This is a genomic window from Acinetobacter sp. GWC1_38_13, assembly GCF_001767535.1.
GTDB classification, from domain to species: Bacteria; Pseudomonadota; Gammaproteobacteria; order Pseudomonadales; family Moraxellaceae; genus Acinetobacter; species Acinetobacter junii.
In genome coordinates, this window is sequence record NZ_MELG01000120.1 from 14,265 (window position 1) to 29,932 (window position 15,668).

The 15,668-nt window shown below is 40.1% G+C and carries 14 protein-coding genes and 1 pseudogene; 8 read left to right on the forward strand and 7 right to left on the reverse strand.

What is annotated here, in order from left to right; genetic code table 11:
• Window positions 1-53 precede the first annotated feature (53 nt).
• Window positions 54-2,609 (reverse strand): glycerol-3-phosphate 1-O-acyltransferase PlsB, encoded by a 2,556-nt coding sequence (gene plsB, locus A2003_RS13190; protein ID WP_112987453.1) that lies wholly within the window; start codon window positions 2,607-2,609, stop codon window positions 54-56.
• A 279-nt stretch (window positions 2,610-2,888) separates the two neighbouring features.
• On the opposite strand from plsB, the gene A2003_RS13195 reads away from it, so the two are divergent.
• Both A2003_RS13195 and A2003_RS13200 read left to right on the forward strand, forming a co-directional pair.
• Window positions 2,889-3,761, forward strand: a complete 873-nt coding sequence (locus A2003_RS13195) for an acyl-CoA thioesterase (RefSeq protein WP_004909395.1) — start codon at window positions 2,889-2,891, stop codon at window positions 3,759-3,761.
• Between the two features lie 141 nt (window positions 3,762-3,902).
• Window positions 3,903-5,144, forward strand: coding sequence for a dicarboxylate/amino acid:cation symporter (locus A2003_RS13200; RefSeq protein WP_112987452.1), 1,242 nt, complete (start codon window positions 3,903-3,905; stop codon window positions 5,142-5,144).
• A gap of 59 nt (window positions 5,145-5,203) precedes the next feature.
• Here the strand turns inward: A2003_RS13200 and A2003_RS13205 are convergent.
• The 6 genes and pseudogenes from A2003_RS13205 to A2003_RS13230 form a co-directional block, all read right to left on the reverse strand.
• Window positions 5,204-6,147 (reverse strand): annotated as a pseudogene (locus A2003_RS13205) (metal-dependent hydrolase).
• A 128-nt stretch (window positions 6,148-6,275) separates the two neighbouring features.
• Window positions 6,276-7,052 (reverse strand): ribosome biogenesis GTP-binding protein YihA/YsxC, encoded by a 777-nt coding sequence (gene yihA / locus A2003_RS13210; RefSeq protein ID WP_112987451.1) that lies wholly within the window; start codon window positions 7,050-7,052, stop codon window positions 6,276-6,278.
• A gap of 78 nt (window positions 7,053-7,130) precedes the next feature.
• Window positions 7,131-7,583, reverse strand: a complete 453-nt coding sequence (locus A2003_RS13215; protein WP_004964344.1) for an RrF2 family transcriptional regulator — start codon at window positions 7,581-7,583, stop codon at window positions 7,131-7,133.
• 77 nt (window positions 7,584-7,660) lie between these two features.
• Window positions 7,661-8,872, reverse strand: a complete 1,212-nt coding sequence (hmpA, locus tag A2003_RS13220) for an NO-inducible flavohemoprotein (RefSeq protein ID WP_112987450.1) — start codon at window positions 8,870-8,872, stop codon at window positions 7,661-7,663.
• Window positions 8,873-9,008: 136 nt separating this feature from the next.
• Window positions 9,009-10,556, reverse strand: coding sequence for a helicase HerA-like domain-containing protein (locus A2003_RS13225; protein ID WP_112987449.1), 1,548 nt, complete (start codon window positions 10,554-10,556; stop codon window positions 9,009-9,011).
• A gap of 19 nt (window positions 10,557-10,575) precedes the next feature.
• The gene (locus tag A2003_RS13230) at window positions 10,576-11,769 is read right to left on the reverse strand and encodes a PLP-dependent transferase (protein ID WP_112987448.1); all 1,194 of its coding nucleotides are present in this window, start codon (window positions 11,767-11,769) and stop codon (window positions 10,576-10,578) included.
• A gap of 167 nt (window positions 11,770-11,936) precedes the next feature.
• Here A2003_RS13230 and A2003_RS13235 point away from each other — a divergent pair, with 167 nt between their 5' ends.
• From A2003_RS13235 to rplB, 6 genes are all read left to right on the forward strand, one after another.
• Window positions 11,937-12,665, forward strand: a complete 729-nt coding sequence (locus tag A2003_RS13235; protein ID WP_112987447.1) for a type 1 glutamine amidotransferase — start codon at window positions 11,937-11,939, stop codon at window positions 12,663-12,665.
• Between the two features lie 227 nt (window positions 12,666-12,892).
• The gene (rpsJ, locus tag A2003_RS13240; RefSeq protein WP_000070912.1) at window positions 12,893-13,204 is read left to right on the forward strand and encodes a 30S ribosomal protein S10; all 312 of its coding nucleotides are present in this window, start codon (window positions 12,893-12,895) and stop codon (window positions 13,202-13,204) included.
• 57 nt (window positions 13,205-13,261) lie between these two features.
• On the forward strand, window positions 13,262-13,900 hold the full coding sequence (gene rplC, locus A2003_RS13245) for a 50S ribosomal protein L3 (protein WP_004909372.1): 639 nt from the start codon (window positions 13,262-13,264) through the stop codon (window positions 13,898-13,900).
• A gap of 11 nt (window positions 13,901-13,911) precedes the next feature.
• Entirely contained in the window at window positions 13,912-14,514 is a 603-nt protein-coding gene (gene rplD / locus A2003_RS13250) for a 50S ribosomal protein L4 (protein WP_004909368.1), read from the forward strand.
• On the forward strand, window positions 14,511-14,831 hold the full coding sequence (gene rplW / locus A2003_RS13255; protein WP_004877633.1) for a 50S ribosomal protein L23: 321 nt from the start codon (window positions 14,511-14,513) through the stop codon (window positions 14,829-14,831). Before rplD ends, rplW begins: the two co-directional genes overlap by 4 nt.
• Window positions 14,832-14,842: 11 nt before the next feature.
• Complete coding sequence (gene rplB, locus A2003_RS13260) at window positions 14,843-15,667, forward strand: 50S ribosomal protein L2 (protein ID WP_004909365.1); 825 nt, start codon at window positions 14,843-14,845, stop codon at window positions 15,665-15,667.
• Window position 15,668: the final 1 nt, after the last annotated feature.

Sequence of the window (15,668 nt, forward strand, 5' to 3'; positions counted from 1 at the left end):
TAAAAAAGCCAAATCTTAGATTTGGCTTTTTTGTTTCGAGATGAACGTTGAGATTATGATTTCTTACGTTTTAGACGGCGTTTCGCTTGCTGAGAAGCCATTGCTTCCAAGGCGGCAGCTAATTCTTCATCACTAAACGTAGTAATATGTTGCAGCATCTGTAAAGTGGTTTCATCTAGAACCAGCTGAGCACCTGCAGCCATTTCACTAAAGTTATCATCATATTCGATGAAGCCTTGCTCGTTGTTGCGAATATAGTTTTGCTGAGTCAGAACTTTAATAAAGCTTTGGAATAGTGCCTTATCAAAGAATTCTGGCGAATTGAATTCATATAACACCGATAAGCGCTGACCTAATAAGTGGCTTAACTCCTCAACTTGTTTGGTTGAGATATTGCCTGAACCTCGCTGTGTGATCAGTGCCAACGTCATATAATAACGTTCAAGACTTTGTTTTACTGGCATTGCCAAGGTCAGTAATTTTTGGTGCTCTTCACTGTTTGGAGTAGGGCTAAATAAGTTACCGTCATGGTCTTGGAAAATTAAACCAATTTGAACCAAAGCATTTACATAGCTGTCGATATGTTGTTGCAACTCAGAAGCTTGCCACTTCATAAACAATTCAGCTTTTAAGAATGGATACAAAGTACGAATTACATTACTTAAATCTAATTTATTGATCTTTCCGTTGTGTTCCACTAAAGATGCAACAAGTGAAGGTAAAACAAAAGCATGCAAAATGTTATTACGGAAGTAAGTCAACAATACCGCTTGATTGTCTTCAATCGCGATAATATCACCAAGCACATGGTGAACACGTTTGATCAGTTTTAATTTCAAGCCATAGGCAATAATTTCTTTGCCAGATAATGAAGTCACTTGAGTGCGTTCATCATAAGGATGTTGAGTCGCTAAATCACGATAAATATCAAGTTGCTTAGCACAAATTTCTTCATCAAGCGTATGCTTCGGCGTTGCCAATAAGATCAGAGATAATAATGAAACAGGGTTAATGACAACCGCACGGTTAATATTTTCTAAGATTAGATTTGCTGAGCTAGAAACGACTTTCGAAATTTCAGCTGGAATAGGTGCATCATTTTTCTCGATTTGGATATTTTCTGCTTGATGCTGCTTCAAAATATCATCTAAGAAAACAGGCTCACCAAAATTCACATGTACCTTACCAAAAATACGTTCGATTTTGCGTAAGGTTTTTAAGATACCAAAAATAGATTCTGCTTCTTTAGGCTTACCTTGCATCTCGCCAACGTAAGTTGAACCTTCCATCAAGCGTTCGTAACCGATATAGGTTGGCACGAATACAATTGGTTTGGCACGTCCACGTAGATGACCATGAATCGTCATGGCTAACATACCTGTTTTAGGTGGCAATAGGCGTCCCGTTCGTGAACGTCCACCTTCAATAAAGTATTCAATCGGGGTGTTGCGCGACAAAATGCTGTAAAGATATTCTTTAAATACAGATGTATATAGTGCATTACCGCGGAAAGAACGACGAATAAAGAATGCACCACCGCCACGAAGTAATTGACCTACAAATGGAAGATTGAGGTTGTCGCCAGCAGCAATATACGGGATCATCAAGCCACGTTTATAAATCACGTATGACAATAATAAGTAGTCGATATGACTGCGGTGACACGGTGTGTAAATGATTTCATAGTCTTTTGCGAGTTCACGAACTGTACTGAAGTTATGAACTTCGACACCATCGTAAAGTTGTGTCCACAAACGGGTTAATGCCATATCAGCAAAACGAACGGCTGAAGCTGAGTAGTCGGATACGATTTCATTAACGTATCCGATAGCACGTCGTTCAGCTTCGAGCATACTGATTTTGTGTTGAATACTTTCACGACGGATTGCATCTTGAACATCACGAGATTTGACCACTGACTGCATGACGTTACGACGATCCGACAAGTCAGGGCCCAAAACAACTTCACGTTGCTGATCTAAATAAGTATCTAATGAGCTAGCGATATAAGTCGCAGGAGAGAGATTTGGGTGGTTGGTCTTGGCATAATCTACCAACTCTCTCAATGATTGAGGCTCATGGAATTCCAAATAAGACTGGCGACCATGTAAGCCGATATTCATAAGTTGTTTAACAGTACCTGGTGTTGCCCAAGTATCTGAAAATAGTAATTTGAACCAAGAATCTTCTTTATCAGGCGCACGTCCCCATAATACCGTAACAGGCACGAGTTCTATTTCAGTTTCAGGATGTTTTTCGAGGGCTTCAATGAGATGTAAAAGTTTGCTAGGAAAAGTTTGAGTATTAAAGTAATTATTTTCGTTATGATGAAGGAATAATACTGAGTTCTTTTCCTGATATGATCCAAAACTCAATGGGTCTAGTGCAGGTTTCAGATGAAGGCGACGAGTTTCACCATCGACAACAAGCGCATTACTGCGTGAATAGTTTTGTAAAACATAGCATACAATTTTATTTGAATCGGTTGTATCCTGCTCTGTTTTGGTGGATTCTGTAGGAACTTCACCAAGAACATGTGGGGTAACCACAAGGTCAAGTAACTTACTCGAAAGTTGACGATACATTTGACCAAATCCAGTCTTGGACATTACAGACTCCTAAATAATAATCCTGACATATAGCCATGATGAACACGACATTCTGCGATATTCTTACATAAAACGATATGCTATTTTCTGACAAAATATAGCGTATTTGGTAGATTTTATCGTTAAAAATCGTATTTTTAGCGGTTATAAATAAGGATTAATGTGACGGACAAATCATTTTATCCTGAGCATCTTTATTGGAATTTGTGGCACAATCAAAATCATCAACTAATATAACAATTCGTTGATCTCTCCTGATTGATGTTGGAAGGTTATTACATGAATGCTTTGACTCAAGAACTTGTTGAACTTTTGACCTTAGAAAGAATAGAAGATCATATCTTTCGGGGTAACAGCCGCAATTTGGTTGGTAAACGAGTATTCGGTGGACAGGTTCTTGGTCAAGCATTAAGAGCTGCTTCGTATACTACAGATCGTCCTGCACATTCGTTGCATGCTTACTTTTTATATGGTGGGGATGTAAATGCACCCATTATTTATGAAGTTGATCCATTGCGTGATGGAAAAAGTTTTGCAAGTCGTCAAGTGCGAGCAATTCAACATGGGCGTACAATTTTTTCAGCGATGGTATCTTTTGCCAATCCTGAAGAAGGTTTGAACTATCAACATAAAGAGCCTGAGTATCCAGCTCCAGAAGCACTGAAATCAGAAAAAGAACTGAAAGAAAGTATGTTGAATTTCGTGCCTGAAAATGTTCGCGCCAGCTTTATGCGCGAACGTCATGTTGAAATTAAACCAATTCAGCCTATGAATCCGTTTCAACCTCAGCCAGAAGCTCCTTTTTACGCACACTATATTCGTACTCATGATCGAATCCCATCGAACATTGATGAAATTTCACTTCATCAAGCGATTGTTGCGTTTTATTCTGACTTTACCTTGATGACAACAGCATTGCGTCCTCATGGTCTGTCTTGGATTTCCCCAAATCTACAATGTGCCAGTATTGATCATACGATTTATTTCCATCGACCTCTGCGTGCAGATGATTGGATGTTGTATGACATGGAGGCAACGATTAGTGCAAGTTCTCGTGGCTTGAACTTTGGAAAAATGTGGCAAAACGGACAATTAGTCTGTAGTACAGTACAAGAAGGTTTGATTCGGCTCAGAGAAATAGAAACGCAATAATGTGAAATTATTCTGCATGAAATCGTATTAAAGCCATCATTATGATGGCTTTTTTGTCATAAGCTTGTGACAAAAAATTGCTCGATTCTTAGATTTGAGCATGCCATAGTAGCTGTACTGCATTCATTTTTAATACGCACAATGAATTTAAATACCCAAATTTTAATTGCAGCTATCGCGGGAGTAGGGTTAGGACTTTTATTGACTAGCTATCCTCAGGCTGATTTTGCTCAAACAACGTTATATGTTTTAGGTATTTTAAGTAGCATTTTTATTGGTTTGTTAAAGATGTTGCTGATCCCTTTGATATTTAGTTCTATCGTTGTAGGGGTTTCAAATTTACAAGCTGGAGGGGAGTTTGGTCGAGTTTGGAAGATTACCGCCTTGAGTTGTATGACTACTACAACGCTTGCATTGATCTTAGGGATTGGCTGTGCACATCTTTTTGATGTTGGGAAGGGGGTTGATATCACACTTTTTCAGTCAGCAATGCAAAATCATCAAACGCCTGATACGCTTACACCTTCTAGTTTTCTTACCAATTTTATTCAAAATACCTTAATCAATCCTTTTAAAGCATTTAGTGAAGGGAATGTACTCGCTGTTGTGGTTTTTGCACTTTTCTTAGGCGTTGCTCTCGTTAAAGGTGGTGAGCGTTTTAATACAGTTCGTCAACTCAGCCAACAATTCTTTGAAATGATGATGATGCTTGTCAGTTGGGTAATGAAACTCGCGCCACTTGGGATTTTTGCATTATTGGCGAAGTTGATTGCGACTGAGGATTTATCTGTATTAAGTCGTCTTGCTGAGTTTGCATTCGTGGTGACTGGGACAACGATTTTTCATGGCTTGGTGGTTCTACCTACACTGCTTTGGATTTTTGGAAAAATGAATCCTCTGACGTTCTTCAGAGGTGCGCGAGCTGCATTGGTGACGGCATTTGCAACAAGCTCTAGTTCAGCGACCATGCCACTGAGTATGCGTTGCGCACAAGAGAATTTAGGGGTAAGACCGCAAACGGCAGGCTTTGTAATTCCTTTGGGTACGCAGTTAAATATGGACGGTACCGCACTTTATGAGGCTGCAGCTGCACTTTTTATTGCCAATTTAATGGGTTTGGATTTAACCCTAACCCAACAGTTTATTGTCTGTCTCACCGCAATGATTGCATCATTAGGTGCGCCAGGGATTCCAAGTGCGGGCATGGTAACGATGATAATGGTGTTGCAATCAGTTGGTTTACCTGCGGAAGCGATTGCAATTTTACTGCCGATAGATCGGTTGCTGGATACCGTTCGAACGGTAGTTAATGTACAGGGAGATATGATGATCAGTGTGGTTGTCGATCGTTATGCAAAGCAAACGGAAATAGAGCCAAGTTAATCGAGTTGTACGGACATAAAAAAAGCAGGAGAAAACTCCTGCTTTTTCTTTCTCTTCACTTATGCAGCATGTTGTAGTGCACGCTTAGCAGCAGGTGAATTATTTAAATAATTCACAGCATCTTGGGTACTTCCTTCTTTCACAGGATCATACCAAGGCATCAAATAATCAATTTGTTGTGATACTAGCCAGATTGGATTTGGAAGAATTTGATTGTCTTTACGACCAATCTTATACCATTCTAACCATATCCATGGTTTGAATATACTTGGTTTTTTATCTGCAAAACGAGGGTCTTGGCTCATGATGTGAGCAGCACCATCTACCCACAAACCAAGTACCAGAACGATTACCGCAACGCTGAGGTAGTAACGTGCAATATAGCTACCACCTAAATGACGATAAAGATCAAATGCAACGGTACGGTGCTCGATTTCTTCAGAACCATGCCATTTAATTAAATCGATCATCTCAGGATCAGCACCAAGTTCTTCCCAACGTTTGTTGTAGAGTGCGTATTTACCAAGAACACACGTCATGTTCTCAACGGTTGCAATCACACCTAGACGGAATAAATCCCATTGATGATCTAATATTTTAGGAACTTCTTTACCAAAAGGCTTATCAGCTAAAGCTTTGGTAAATAAGAAATCCATGATGCCTAAGTTGCGTTGAATATCGATGTTGCGTTGGTTGAGATATTCTTTATTCGCAGAGGTATGAGCAACAGCATGCATCGCTTCTTGACGAATAAAAGCTTGTACATCTTCTTTTAATTTTTCATCAGTGATTTCGGGAAGTACTTTGTTGTACAAACGGCAAAACCAGAACTCACCAGCAGGCAAAATATTATTAATTTCGTTAATAAAATAGCTAGCAAAAGGTTGATTTGGAATCCAATCTACAGGGGTTTTTCCCAATCAAATTTTACTTTTCGAGGGAGAATTTTATAGTCAATCGAAGAACCAAGAACTTTGTTCTTCACAAATGATAGTAATTTCATCTTTAGTCCTAATCGATAGTGCAATGAACCAACACTAAGCAGTATATGAAAACTACCTAGTGTTTGTGTTTAGCAATTCAGGACAATTAAAAATTATTTTATGCATCAAGTTGCATGAAATGCATAATTTATTCTTTATCGTCAATTTCTGATGCTTCTGGGATTTGATCGAGGTCAAATTCCACCGTTTGATCAAGTGTGTAATTTAAACGACCACCCATAACGCTCGCTAATTCCTCTAGACCAATTCGGTTAAGAGAAGAGAATAGTTGTATTGAGAAGTCGAGCTTCATTTTTTTCAATTGTTGTTTAACGTCGAGCAAGGTTTTATTTGCTGGACCTCGATTCAGTTTATCCGCTTTAGTGAGAAGAATATGAACAAATAAATGACGAGAATGCGCCCATTCCAACATCATTAAATCAAAGTGTTGTAAAGGATGGCGGATATCCATCAATAAAACTAAGCCTTGTAAGCTTTTGCGATGAATCAAATAATTTTCTAGTTCTTTTTGCCAAACAATTTTCATTGCTTCTGGTACAGCGGCATAGCCATAACCAGGTAAGTCTACCAAACGTTGATCAGGGTTACCCAAGCTAAAAAAGTTGATCATTTGGGTACGACCTGGTCTTTTTGAAGCACGTGCCAATTGCTTTTTATTAGTTAAGGCATTAATCGCACTCGATTTTCCCGCATTTGAACGACCTGCAAATGCAATCTCATAGCCTGTATCTTCAACGCACAAAGCAAGTTTTGGTGCACTCATTAAAAATTCAGCTTGGCGTAACCAATTCAAAGACTGTACTGCATAAGCGGTTAATGCAGGATCAGTCTTTTTCTCATAACTGATTTTTTCTTTAGGTGCGAGTCTAGCTTTGGTGTCTTTCGATTTTTCACTACGGTGCATAGAAGCTTACTTTTGAATTTGAATAGCAATAAGCATTATAAAGGATGTATTGGATTCGTGCGAATCTTCATCCTAAATCTAAGCTTTTTGGACCAGTTCTAAGAATGTAATATCTGATCGAGTGGAAGATGGGAGTATGCCGTGTTGAACCACTTCACCCAAAGTATATTGATCTAAGCTATGATAAAAGCTTTCAAGTGCTTGATCGAGAATGCCTTTCAGACCACATTGAGAGCGCAAGACGCAAGGGGGGCTATTGCATTCCACAATTTGCTGATGACCTTGTAAAACACGGACAATTTCACCAAGTCGAAGTGTCCGTGCTGAGGGATTTAATCGAATTCCACCGCCTTTGCCTCGTGTAGTAACAATCCATTGTTGTTTACCCATGAAATGTACAATTTTAACGAGGTGGTTTTGTGAAACATGCAAATCTTTTGCAATATCAGCAATAGTGTAAGGTATCTCGCTCGGGCGAGCGACATACATCAGGATTCTGAGTGCATAATCTGTAAATTTATTGAGTTGCATTGTTTCACTCAATCTATTGCGATAAATAGAAAAGGCTAGTCTATCATAGGCTAGCCTTATACAAAACGCAGCATCAATTAGCTAAGTTTTACACCACCTGTGCCAAATGCTTCGCTATGAATATTTTCAGCAGGAATGCCTCGTGCAACAAGTGCTTTGTGTTGTTCAGCCATAAATGGCATCGGACCACATAAATAATAATCAGCAGTTGTTGGCAATAGTGCTGCATCCATAGATGCTAAATCTAAACGACCAGCTGCTTCATAATCCACACCGAATACATCCCCATCATGTGGAAATTCATACGCCGTAAATGTGCTTAGACGAGGGAATTTAGCTTTAAGATCATGAATATGTTGTTTCATAGCATGAACTTGACTGCTACGACATGCATGTATAAACGTTACTGGTTGTGGCATATCTAAAGTAACCAATTGATTCAGCATAGCAATCATTGGGGTTAAACCTACACCACCACTGATAAATACATTACGTTTTTTACTATCTATCAGATAAAAGTTACCTGTAGGAGCAGAAACTTCGATTTCAGAACCTTCCGCTAAACTATGTAATGTATTTGATACCCAGCCTTCGGCAAGCTCACCTTTCGCATCTTCACGTTTCACTGAAATACGTAAATAATCTGCTTGTGGGCTTGTTGATAAAGTGTATTGGCGAGGTTGTCTCAGATTGAGTTCTGGGACAAAAACACGTACTGAAATATATTGGCCAGCTTCGTAGTTTGGTAAATCACCGCCATCGACAGGTGCTAAATAAAACGACGTAATTTCATCACTTTCAACCACTTTTTTAGCGATTTTAAAATTACGCCATCCTAACCAACTGCCTTTAGTTTGTTGATGTTGGTCGTAGATCGCTTTTTCAGTGCTGATAAACAAATCTGCTAGTTGTCCATAAGCAGCGGCCCATGCCGCAATCAAAGGATCTTCCATTGAGATATTCAGTACTTCACTGATCGAATGTAATAAATTTTCACCCACAATACTGTAATCAGGCGCTTGGATATTGAGGCTGACATGTTTATGAGCGATCAGTTCCACCACAGGCAAAAGCACAGATGGATCTTCAATATTTTCTGCGTACGCTAAAACAGCTCCTGCGAGTGCTTGAGCTTGAGCACCACTGCGTTGATGACCCATGTTAAAGGTTTCTTTGAGTGCAGGATTATTTCCTAACATACGATTATAGAAATAACCTGTTAATGCGACACCATTTTCACGTAAGACAGGAACAGTTGCTTTTACGAGTTCAATTTGCTGTGGAGTCATGAGTGATCTCTCTGGACTATCATTTTATAAGATATATTTAAAATACACCTTATAAAATGTATTTGCAATACATCTTATAATAAAAACCATAAAAAAGATAAGGGATAATTAATTATCCCTTATTTTTGAGATTTTTTTATTTTCCGAATAATGAGCCGAGTAATCCACGCACTATTTTTTGTCCAGTGCTACCACCTAAGCTTCGGGCAGCACTTTTTGCAAATGTACCGACAATGTCTTGTGTGAGCTTTTCACGATCACGTTGCGCTTTTTCTGCCGCTTTTTGTTGCTCTTTGGCAAATCGCTCTTGTTCTTTTGCTTGTTGCTTTGCGAGGGTTTCTTGTTCCTTTACTTGCTGCTTAGCGAGTTCGTCAGCTTGCTTTTGCTGAGACTGTTGTAATACTTTTTTCTGTAAAAGTTCGTAAGCGCTGTCACGATCTAAGGCTTGATCATAAACCCCAGCAACAATACTTTGCCCCATCATCACCTGTCGTTCTTCAGGGGTGATTGGGCTAAAAGAGGAATATGGGGGCATCACCCAACCACGCTCAACAATCTGAGGGGTGCCTTGTTCATCCAAACAACTAATCAAAGCCTCACCTACAGCTAGTTCAGTAATCGCTTGATCAACCTTAAAATCAGGATTGGCTCGGAAAGTGTCGGCTGCGGTTTTGACCGCTTTTTGATCTTTAGGTGTAAAAGCACGTAAAGCATGTTGTACTCGATTCCCGAGTTGACCTAGAACACTTTCTGGTAAATCAAGTGGGTTTTGAGTGATAAAGTAGATTCCTACACCCTTCGAGCGAATTAAACGAACCACTTGTTCAATTTTCTCTTGCAAAGCTGGACTAGCATTGGAAAACAATAAATGTGCTTCATCAAAGAAGAAGACAAGTTTAGGCTTATCCATATCGCCAACTTCGGGTAGTTGCTCAAATAATTCTGAGAGCATCCAAAGCAAGAATGTTGCATAAAGTTTTGGGGTATTCATCAACTTATCTGCAGCGAGAAGGTTGATATAACCATGACCTTGAGTATCTGTTTGAATAAAATCTAGAATATTCAAACTTGGTTCACCAAAAAACTGATCTCCACCTTGATCTGCTAACGCAAGCAGATTGCGTTGTATCGCACCAATACTGGCAGGAGAGAGATTGCCATACTCATTTTTCAGTTCAGCAGCATTTTCACTGACATAAGTTAGCATCGCCTTTAGATCTTTAAAGTCGATGAGGAGAAGGCCTTGATCATCTGCGATTCTAAATACTGCGGACAATACACCTTCTTGTGTATCGTTTAAATTTAGCATCTGCGCTAATAATAAAGGGCCTATTTCAGAAATAGTGGTTCGAATAGGATGTCCTTGTTGGCCAAATAGATCCCAGAAAATAACAGGTGAAGCTGCAAATGGAACAGAATCCAGATGCAGACTTTTAATGCGTTCATCAAATTTGGGGCTGCTTGAACCTGCTTTGGCTAGGCTTGAAACATCACCTTTCGCATCTGCTAGAAAAACAGGGACGCCGATACGAGAAAAACTCTCAGCAAGTACTTTTAGAGTTACTGTTTTTCCTGTACCGGTTGCACCAGCAATCAGACCATGGCGGTTAGCAAATTGAGAATGTAGAACAATATCTTGTGTTGTATCTGTGGTTTTTTTTGCAATTACGATGGGTGTACTCATTCTTCACCTATTATAAGAGTTATTCCAGTTGTTTTAATGCGTTTTGAATATCTTGAATTAAATCCGCAGGATCTTCTAGTCCTATACAGAAACGAACCAATAAACCTTGTTGTAAATGTGTATTTTCCAATGCACGCATCTGTTTTAAATCATAGAGCATCACCAAACTTACAGGGCCACCCCAACTAAAACCAAGTTTGAATAGTTTTAAGTTATCGCAAAATCTACGCACTGCATGCATATCATATCTTGAATCAAAGATTACACTTGCCAAGCCAGCACTCTTGCCTGTGGTGCAAACCTCTTTCCAAAATTGATGTCCAGCTGAATCAGAAAGACTTGGGTGTAAAACTTGAATAAATTGGGGCTGTTGTTTTAGCCAATCTAATAATCTTAGTGTGCTTTGAGATTGCTGTTCATAACGCAGCGACATATGCGCCAAACTACGTTGAATTTGCGCAGTATCATCACCTGAAACAGATATGCCTTGGGTTGCATGCATGCGATAAAGTTTATGATGTAAATGTTGATCGCGCGTTACAACCGAGCCCATGAGGATGTCTCCGCCACCACTTGGATATTTGGTAAGGGCGTGTACTGTTACATCAACCGATAAATGTTCATCAGAGAAATCAAATGCATTAAATGCCAGACCAGCCCCCCAAGTGTTATCGAGGGCGATGAGAAGATTAAATTGCTTGGCTTTTTTGACTAGTTTTTTTAAATCAGGAAATTCTAAACTGACAGAACCAGCAGCTTCGAGCCAAATTAACTTTGCTTTTTCTGAAGGTGTGAAACTATCAATATCAATCGGATTATAAACTTTAACTTGAATGCCATAACGAGTTTGAAGGTTGTTGAGGTGCTCTAAATTTGGACCATAAATATTATCTGCAACCCATACCTCATCGCCTGAATTTAAAAGAGTACTGTTAACTAAATTGATCGCAGATAAACCACTCGGTGCCAGTAAGCTAAACAAACCGCCTTCAATATGCGCGATGTTATCGCCAAGCGTAAATGTTGTTGGTGTGCCATGTGTGCCGTAGCTATAGTCATAGGGATCTGTCCAATGACGATCAAAAAGGTGCGATGTGCTTTTAAAAATAATGGTAGATGCACGATATAGGGGAGGTTGAATAGTTTCTATATATTGAGGGGCTTTTCTTGGTGCGTGAATAAGGTTGGTTTGTGCATTTTGGTGCTTAGTCATGGTGCTAAATCAAATCAATAGATGGATTTAGGTTAAGAGAAAAACAACAATTCTGCTAGTTGTTCAGGTGTTTTGTACACAATCGTTACAGATCAAATAGATTGAATGAAACTGGCTTTATTTTTGCTAAGACTTAGTATCATTCTAACGATAATAGGTTTTAGCGCATGAAGTCGCATTTAAGAGTGCATTATTTTCAGCACATCGCAGGTGAAGGTTTTGGTAGTTGTTACAATTTCTTGAAAGCACATAAAGCAAAAATCACGGCAACAGAGTTTTTTGCTTTGCCTGTCGACCTGCCATTGGAATTGGAAGCATTGCCACATGTAGATGAGGTGGATTTGTTAATTATCATGGGTGGGACGATGAGTGTGAATGATGAAGCAAATTACCCATGGTTAAAATTGGAAAAAAGATGGTTGCGTCGTTATTTGGCATCAGGAAAGCCTGCTATAGGCTTATGTCTCGGTGGGCAGTTAATTGCAAATGCACTTGGTGCTGTGGTTAGCCGTAATCAATATCAAGAGTTGGGGTGGATGGATGTTGGTCGAGCTTCACACATACCTGAAAATTGTTTTCAAATTCCAGAGAAAATTAACATTATGCAATGGCATAGCGAGACCTTTGAAATACCTAGAGGTGGTATCCGTTTAGCAGAAAATGAAGTATGTAGAAATCAACTTTATCAAATTGGACGTAATGTTTTAGGTTTTCAATTTCATCCTGAAATGACGCCACATGCATTGCAATTGTTGATTGAAAATGAAGAAGACATGGCTGTATTTAATGGGGAATTTGTTCAATCAATCGCTGAGCTCAAAAAAACAAACCAAAATAAATTTCAACAAGGCAACGATTTGCTTAATCAAGCAATTGAATATGTTGTAAGCGCTTAAATTGATTTTTTAACGGTAAAAAATAAAAGAAGAATTGCATAAGACTTAAACAATCGCTATAATGGGCGACCCTCAAATGGAGGGCGTTTTCTACGAAGAAAGTAGTTAACGCATTACAGTCGTGGCATCGATCACGACCATAGTGATTTTCACTGCCCTTGACACTTGCCAAAAGGTGAGGTGCGTCATGGGTGATTCTTTATATATTTGGCTTGGAGTTTACTGGTATGTCTAACCAGAGAATTCGTATCCGTTTGAAGTCTTTTGATCATCGTCTGATTGATCAATCTGCTCAAGAGATCGTAGAAACCGCTAAGCGTACTGGCGCACAAGTGTGTGGTCCAATTCCGATGCCTACTCGCATCGAACGCTTCAACGTTCTTACTTCACCACACGTCAATAAAGACGCTCGTGATCAGTACGAAATCCGCACTTATAAGCGTTTGATCGACATCGTTCAACCTACAGATAAAACTGTTGATGCATTGATGAAGTTGGATCTTGCTGCTGGTGTTGATGTTCAGATCGCTTTGGGTTAAGGCTTTCGGTTAATTAACTCTAAGTTAATTAAGCCGCTTTTTTAGAGGTTTATGCACATGGCTATTGGTTTAGTCGGTCGCAAATGTGGTATGACTCGCATCTTTACAGATGCTGGTGTATCTGTACCTGTTACAGTTATCGAAGTCGATCCAAACCGCATTACGCAAATCAAAACACTTGAAACTGATGGTTATCAAGCAATTCAAGTAACTACTGGTGAACGTCGCGAATCGCGCGTAACTAGCGCTCAGAAAGGTCACTTTGCGAAAGCTGGTGTTGCTGCTGGTCGTTTAGTTAAAGAGTTCCGTGTTACTGAAGCCGAGCTTGAAGGTCGTGAAGTTGGTGGTTCTATCGGTGTTGACTTGTTCACAGTTGGTCAAATTGTTGACGTAACTGGTCAGTCTAAAGGTAAAGGCTTCCAAGGTGGTGTTAAGCGTTGGAACTTCCGTACGCAAGATGCTACACATGGTAACTCTGTATCTCACCGTGTTTTAGGTTCTACAGGTCAAAACCAAACACCTGGTCGCGTGTTCAAAGGCAAGAAAATGGCTGGTCACTTAGGTGATGAACGCGTAACAGTTCAAGGTCTTGAAATTGTATCTATTGACGCTGAACGTTCAGTTTTAGTTGTTAAGGGTGCTATTCCTGGTTCAACTGGCGGCGACGTTATCGTGCGTCCTACCATCAAGGCCTGAGGGGAAATACTGTGAATTTAAAAACTGTTTCCGGCTCTGCTGTTGAATTGTCTGAAGTTGCTTTCGGACGTGAATTTAACGAAGCTCTTGTACACCAAGTTGTTACAGCTTACTTAGCTGGTGGTCGTCAAGGTACTCGTGCTCACAAATCACGTGCAGATGTTTCTGGCGGTGGTAAAAAGCCATTCCGTCAAAAAGGTACTGGTCGCGCTCGTGCTGGTTCTATTCGTAGCCCAATCTGGGTAGGTGGTGGTAAAACTTTTGCTGCTCGTCCACAAGATTGGTCTCAAAAAGTTAACCGCAAAATGTACCGCGGTGCAATGCAATGTATCTTAGCTGAACTTGTTCGCCAAGATCGTCTTGTATTAGTTGAAGAGTTTGCTGTTGCGGCTCCAAAAACTAAAGAATTGCTTGCAAAACTTAACGACTTAAATGCAACTCGTGCATTGATCGTTACAGATGCTGTAGATGAGAACTTGTATCTTGCAGCTCGCAACCTCCCACATGTAGATGTGGTGGATGCAACTGCAATTGATCCTGTTAGCTTGATCGCATTCGATAAAGTTGTCATGTCTGTAGCTGCTGCTAAGAAAATTGAGGTAGAACTCGGATGAACAACGAACGTTTATATCAAGTCCTACAAGGACCAGTATTCTCAGAAAAAGCACAAGTTTTAGGTGATACTGCTGGTGTTCAAGTATTTAAAGTTGCATTAAATGCAAACAAGCTTGAAATCAAGAAAGCAGTTGAGCAGCTCTTTGGTGTTGAAGTTGTGAAAGTAAATACAACGATCACTAAAGGTAAAACAAAACGCTTTGGTCGTACATTAGGACGTCGTTCTGATGTTAAAAAAGCATACGTCACCCTGAAAGCTGGCCAAGATGTAGAAATGGCTGACTTGGGCGATACCGCTGAAAACGCAGCGGAGTAAGGACGAAAATTATGCCGATTCAAAAATGTAAGCCAACGTCTCCAGGACGTCGCTTTGTAGAGAAAGTGGTTCATGACCATCTTCACAAAGGCGCACCTTATGCACCGTTGGTTGAAGCTAAAAAACGTACTGGTGGTCGTAACAACAACGGTCACATTACGACTCGTCACGTTGGTGGTGGACACAAACAACACTATCGTCTCGTTGACTTTAAACGTAACAAAGATGGTATTCCAGCGACTGTAGAGCGTATTGAATACGATCCTAACCGTACTGCACACATTGCATTAGTTTTGTATGCTGATGGTGAGCGTCGTTACATCATCGCACCTAAAGGTTTGCGTGCTGGCGATAAAGTACAATCTGGTAACGATGCTCCAATTCGTCCAGGTAACTGCTTACCGCTTCGTAATATGCCTATCGGTTCTACACTTCACAACGTTGAACTTAAAATCGGTAAAGGTGCTCAATTAGCACGTTCTGCTGGTACTTCAGTTCAGTTGTTAGGTCGTGATGGTTCTTACGCAATCGTTCGTTTACGTTCTGGTGAAATGCGTAAAATCCACGTTGAATGTCGTGCTGTAATTGGTGAAGTTTCTAACCAAGAAAGCAACCTTCGTTCATTGGGTAAAGCTGGTGCTTCACGCTGGCGCGGTGTTCGTCCTACTGTTCGTGGTATGGCGATGAACCCGGTTGACCATCCACACGGTGGTGGTGAAGGGCGTAGCAAAGGTATTCAACCTGTAAGTCCATGGGGTCAAAAAGCTAAAGGGTACAAGACACGTACCAATAAGCGTACGACTAAGATGATTATTCGCGACCGTCGCGTCAAGTAAA

Coding starts and splice junctions, on each gene's coding strand:
- hmpA (WP_112987450.1), bottom strand. CDS start 8,872: ATGACTCCACAGCAAATTGAACTCGTAAAAGCAACTGTTCCTGTCTTA.
- rplW (WP_004877633.1), top strand. CDS start 14,511: ATGAACAACGAACGTTTATATCAAGTCCTACAAGGACCAGTATTCTCA.
- rpsJ (WP_000070912.1), top strand. CDS start 12,893: ATGTCTAACCAGAGAATTCGTATCCGTTTGAAGTCTTTTGATCATCGT.
- A2003_RS13200 (WP_112987452.1), top strand. CDS start 3,903: ATGAATTTAAATACCCAAATTTTAATTGCAGCTATCGCGGGAGTAGGG.
- plsB (WP_112987453.1), bottom strand. CDS start 2,609: ATGTCCAAGACTGGATTTGGTCAAATGTATCGTCAACTTTCGAGTAAG.
- A2003_RS13225 (WP_112987449.1), bottom strand. CDS start 10,556: ATGAGTACACCCATCGTAATTGCAAAAAAAACCACAGATACAACACAA.
- A2003_RS13235 (WP_112987447.1), top strand. CDS start 11,937: ATGAAGTCGCATTTAAGAGTGCATTATTTTCAGCACATCGCAGGTGAA.
- rplB (WP_004909365.1), top strand. CDS start 14,843: ATGCCGATTCAAAAATGTAAGCCAACGTCTCCAGGACGTCGCTTTGTA.
- yihA (WP_112987451.1), bottom strand. CDS start 7,052: ATGCACCGTAGTGAAAAATCGAAAGACACCAAAGCTAGACTCGCACCT.
- A2003_RS13230 (WP_112987448.1), bottom strand. CDS start 11,769: ATGACTAAGCACCAAAATGCACAAACCAACCTTATTCACGCACCAAGA.
- A2003_RS13215 (WP_004964344.1), bottom strand. CDS start 7,583: ATGCAACTCAATAAATTTACAGATTATGCACTCAGAATCCTGATGTAT.
- rplC (WP_004909372.1), top strand. CDS start 13,262: ATGGCTATTGGTTTAGTCGGTCGCAAATGTGGTATGACTCGCATCTTT.
- A2003_RS13195 (WP_004909395.1), top strand. CDS start 2,889: ATGAATGCTTTGACTCAAGAACTTGTTGAACTTTTGACCTTAGAAAGA.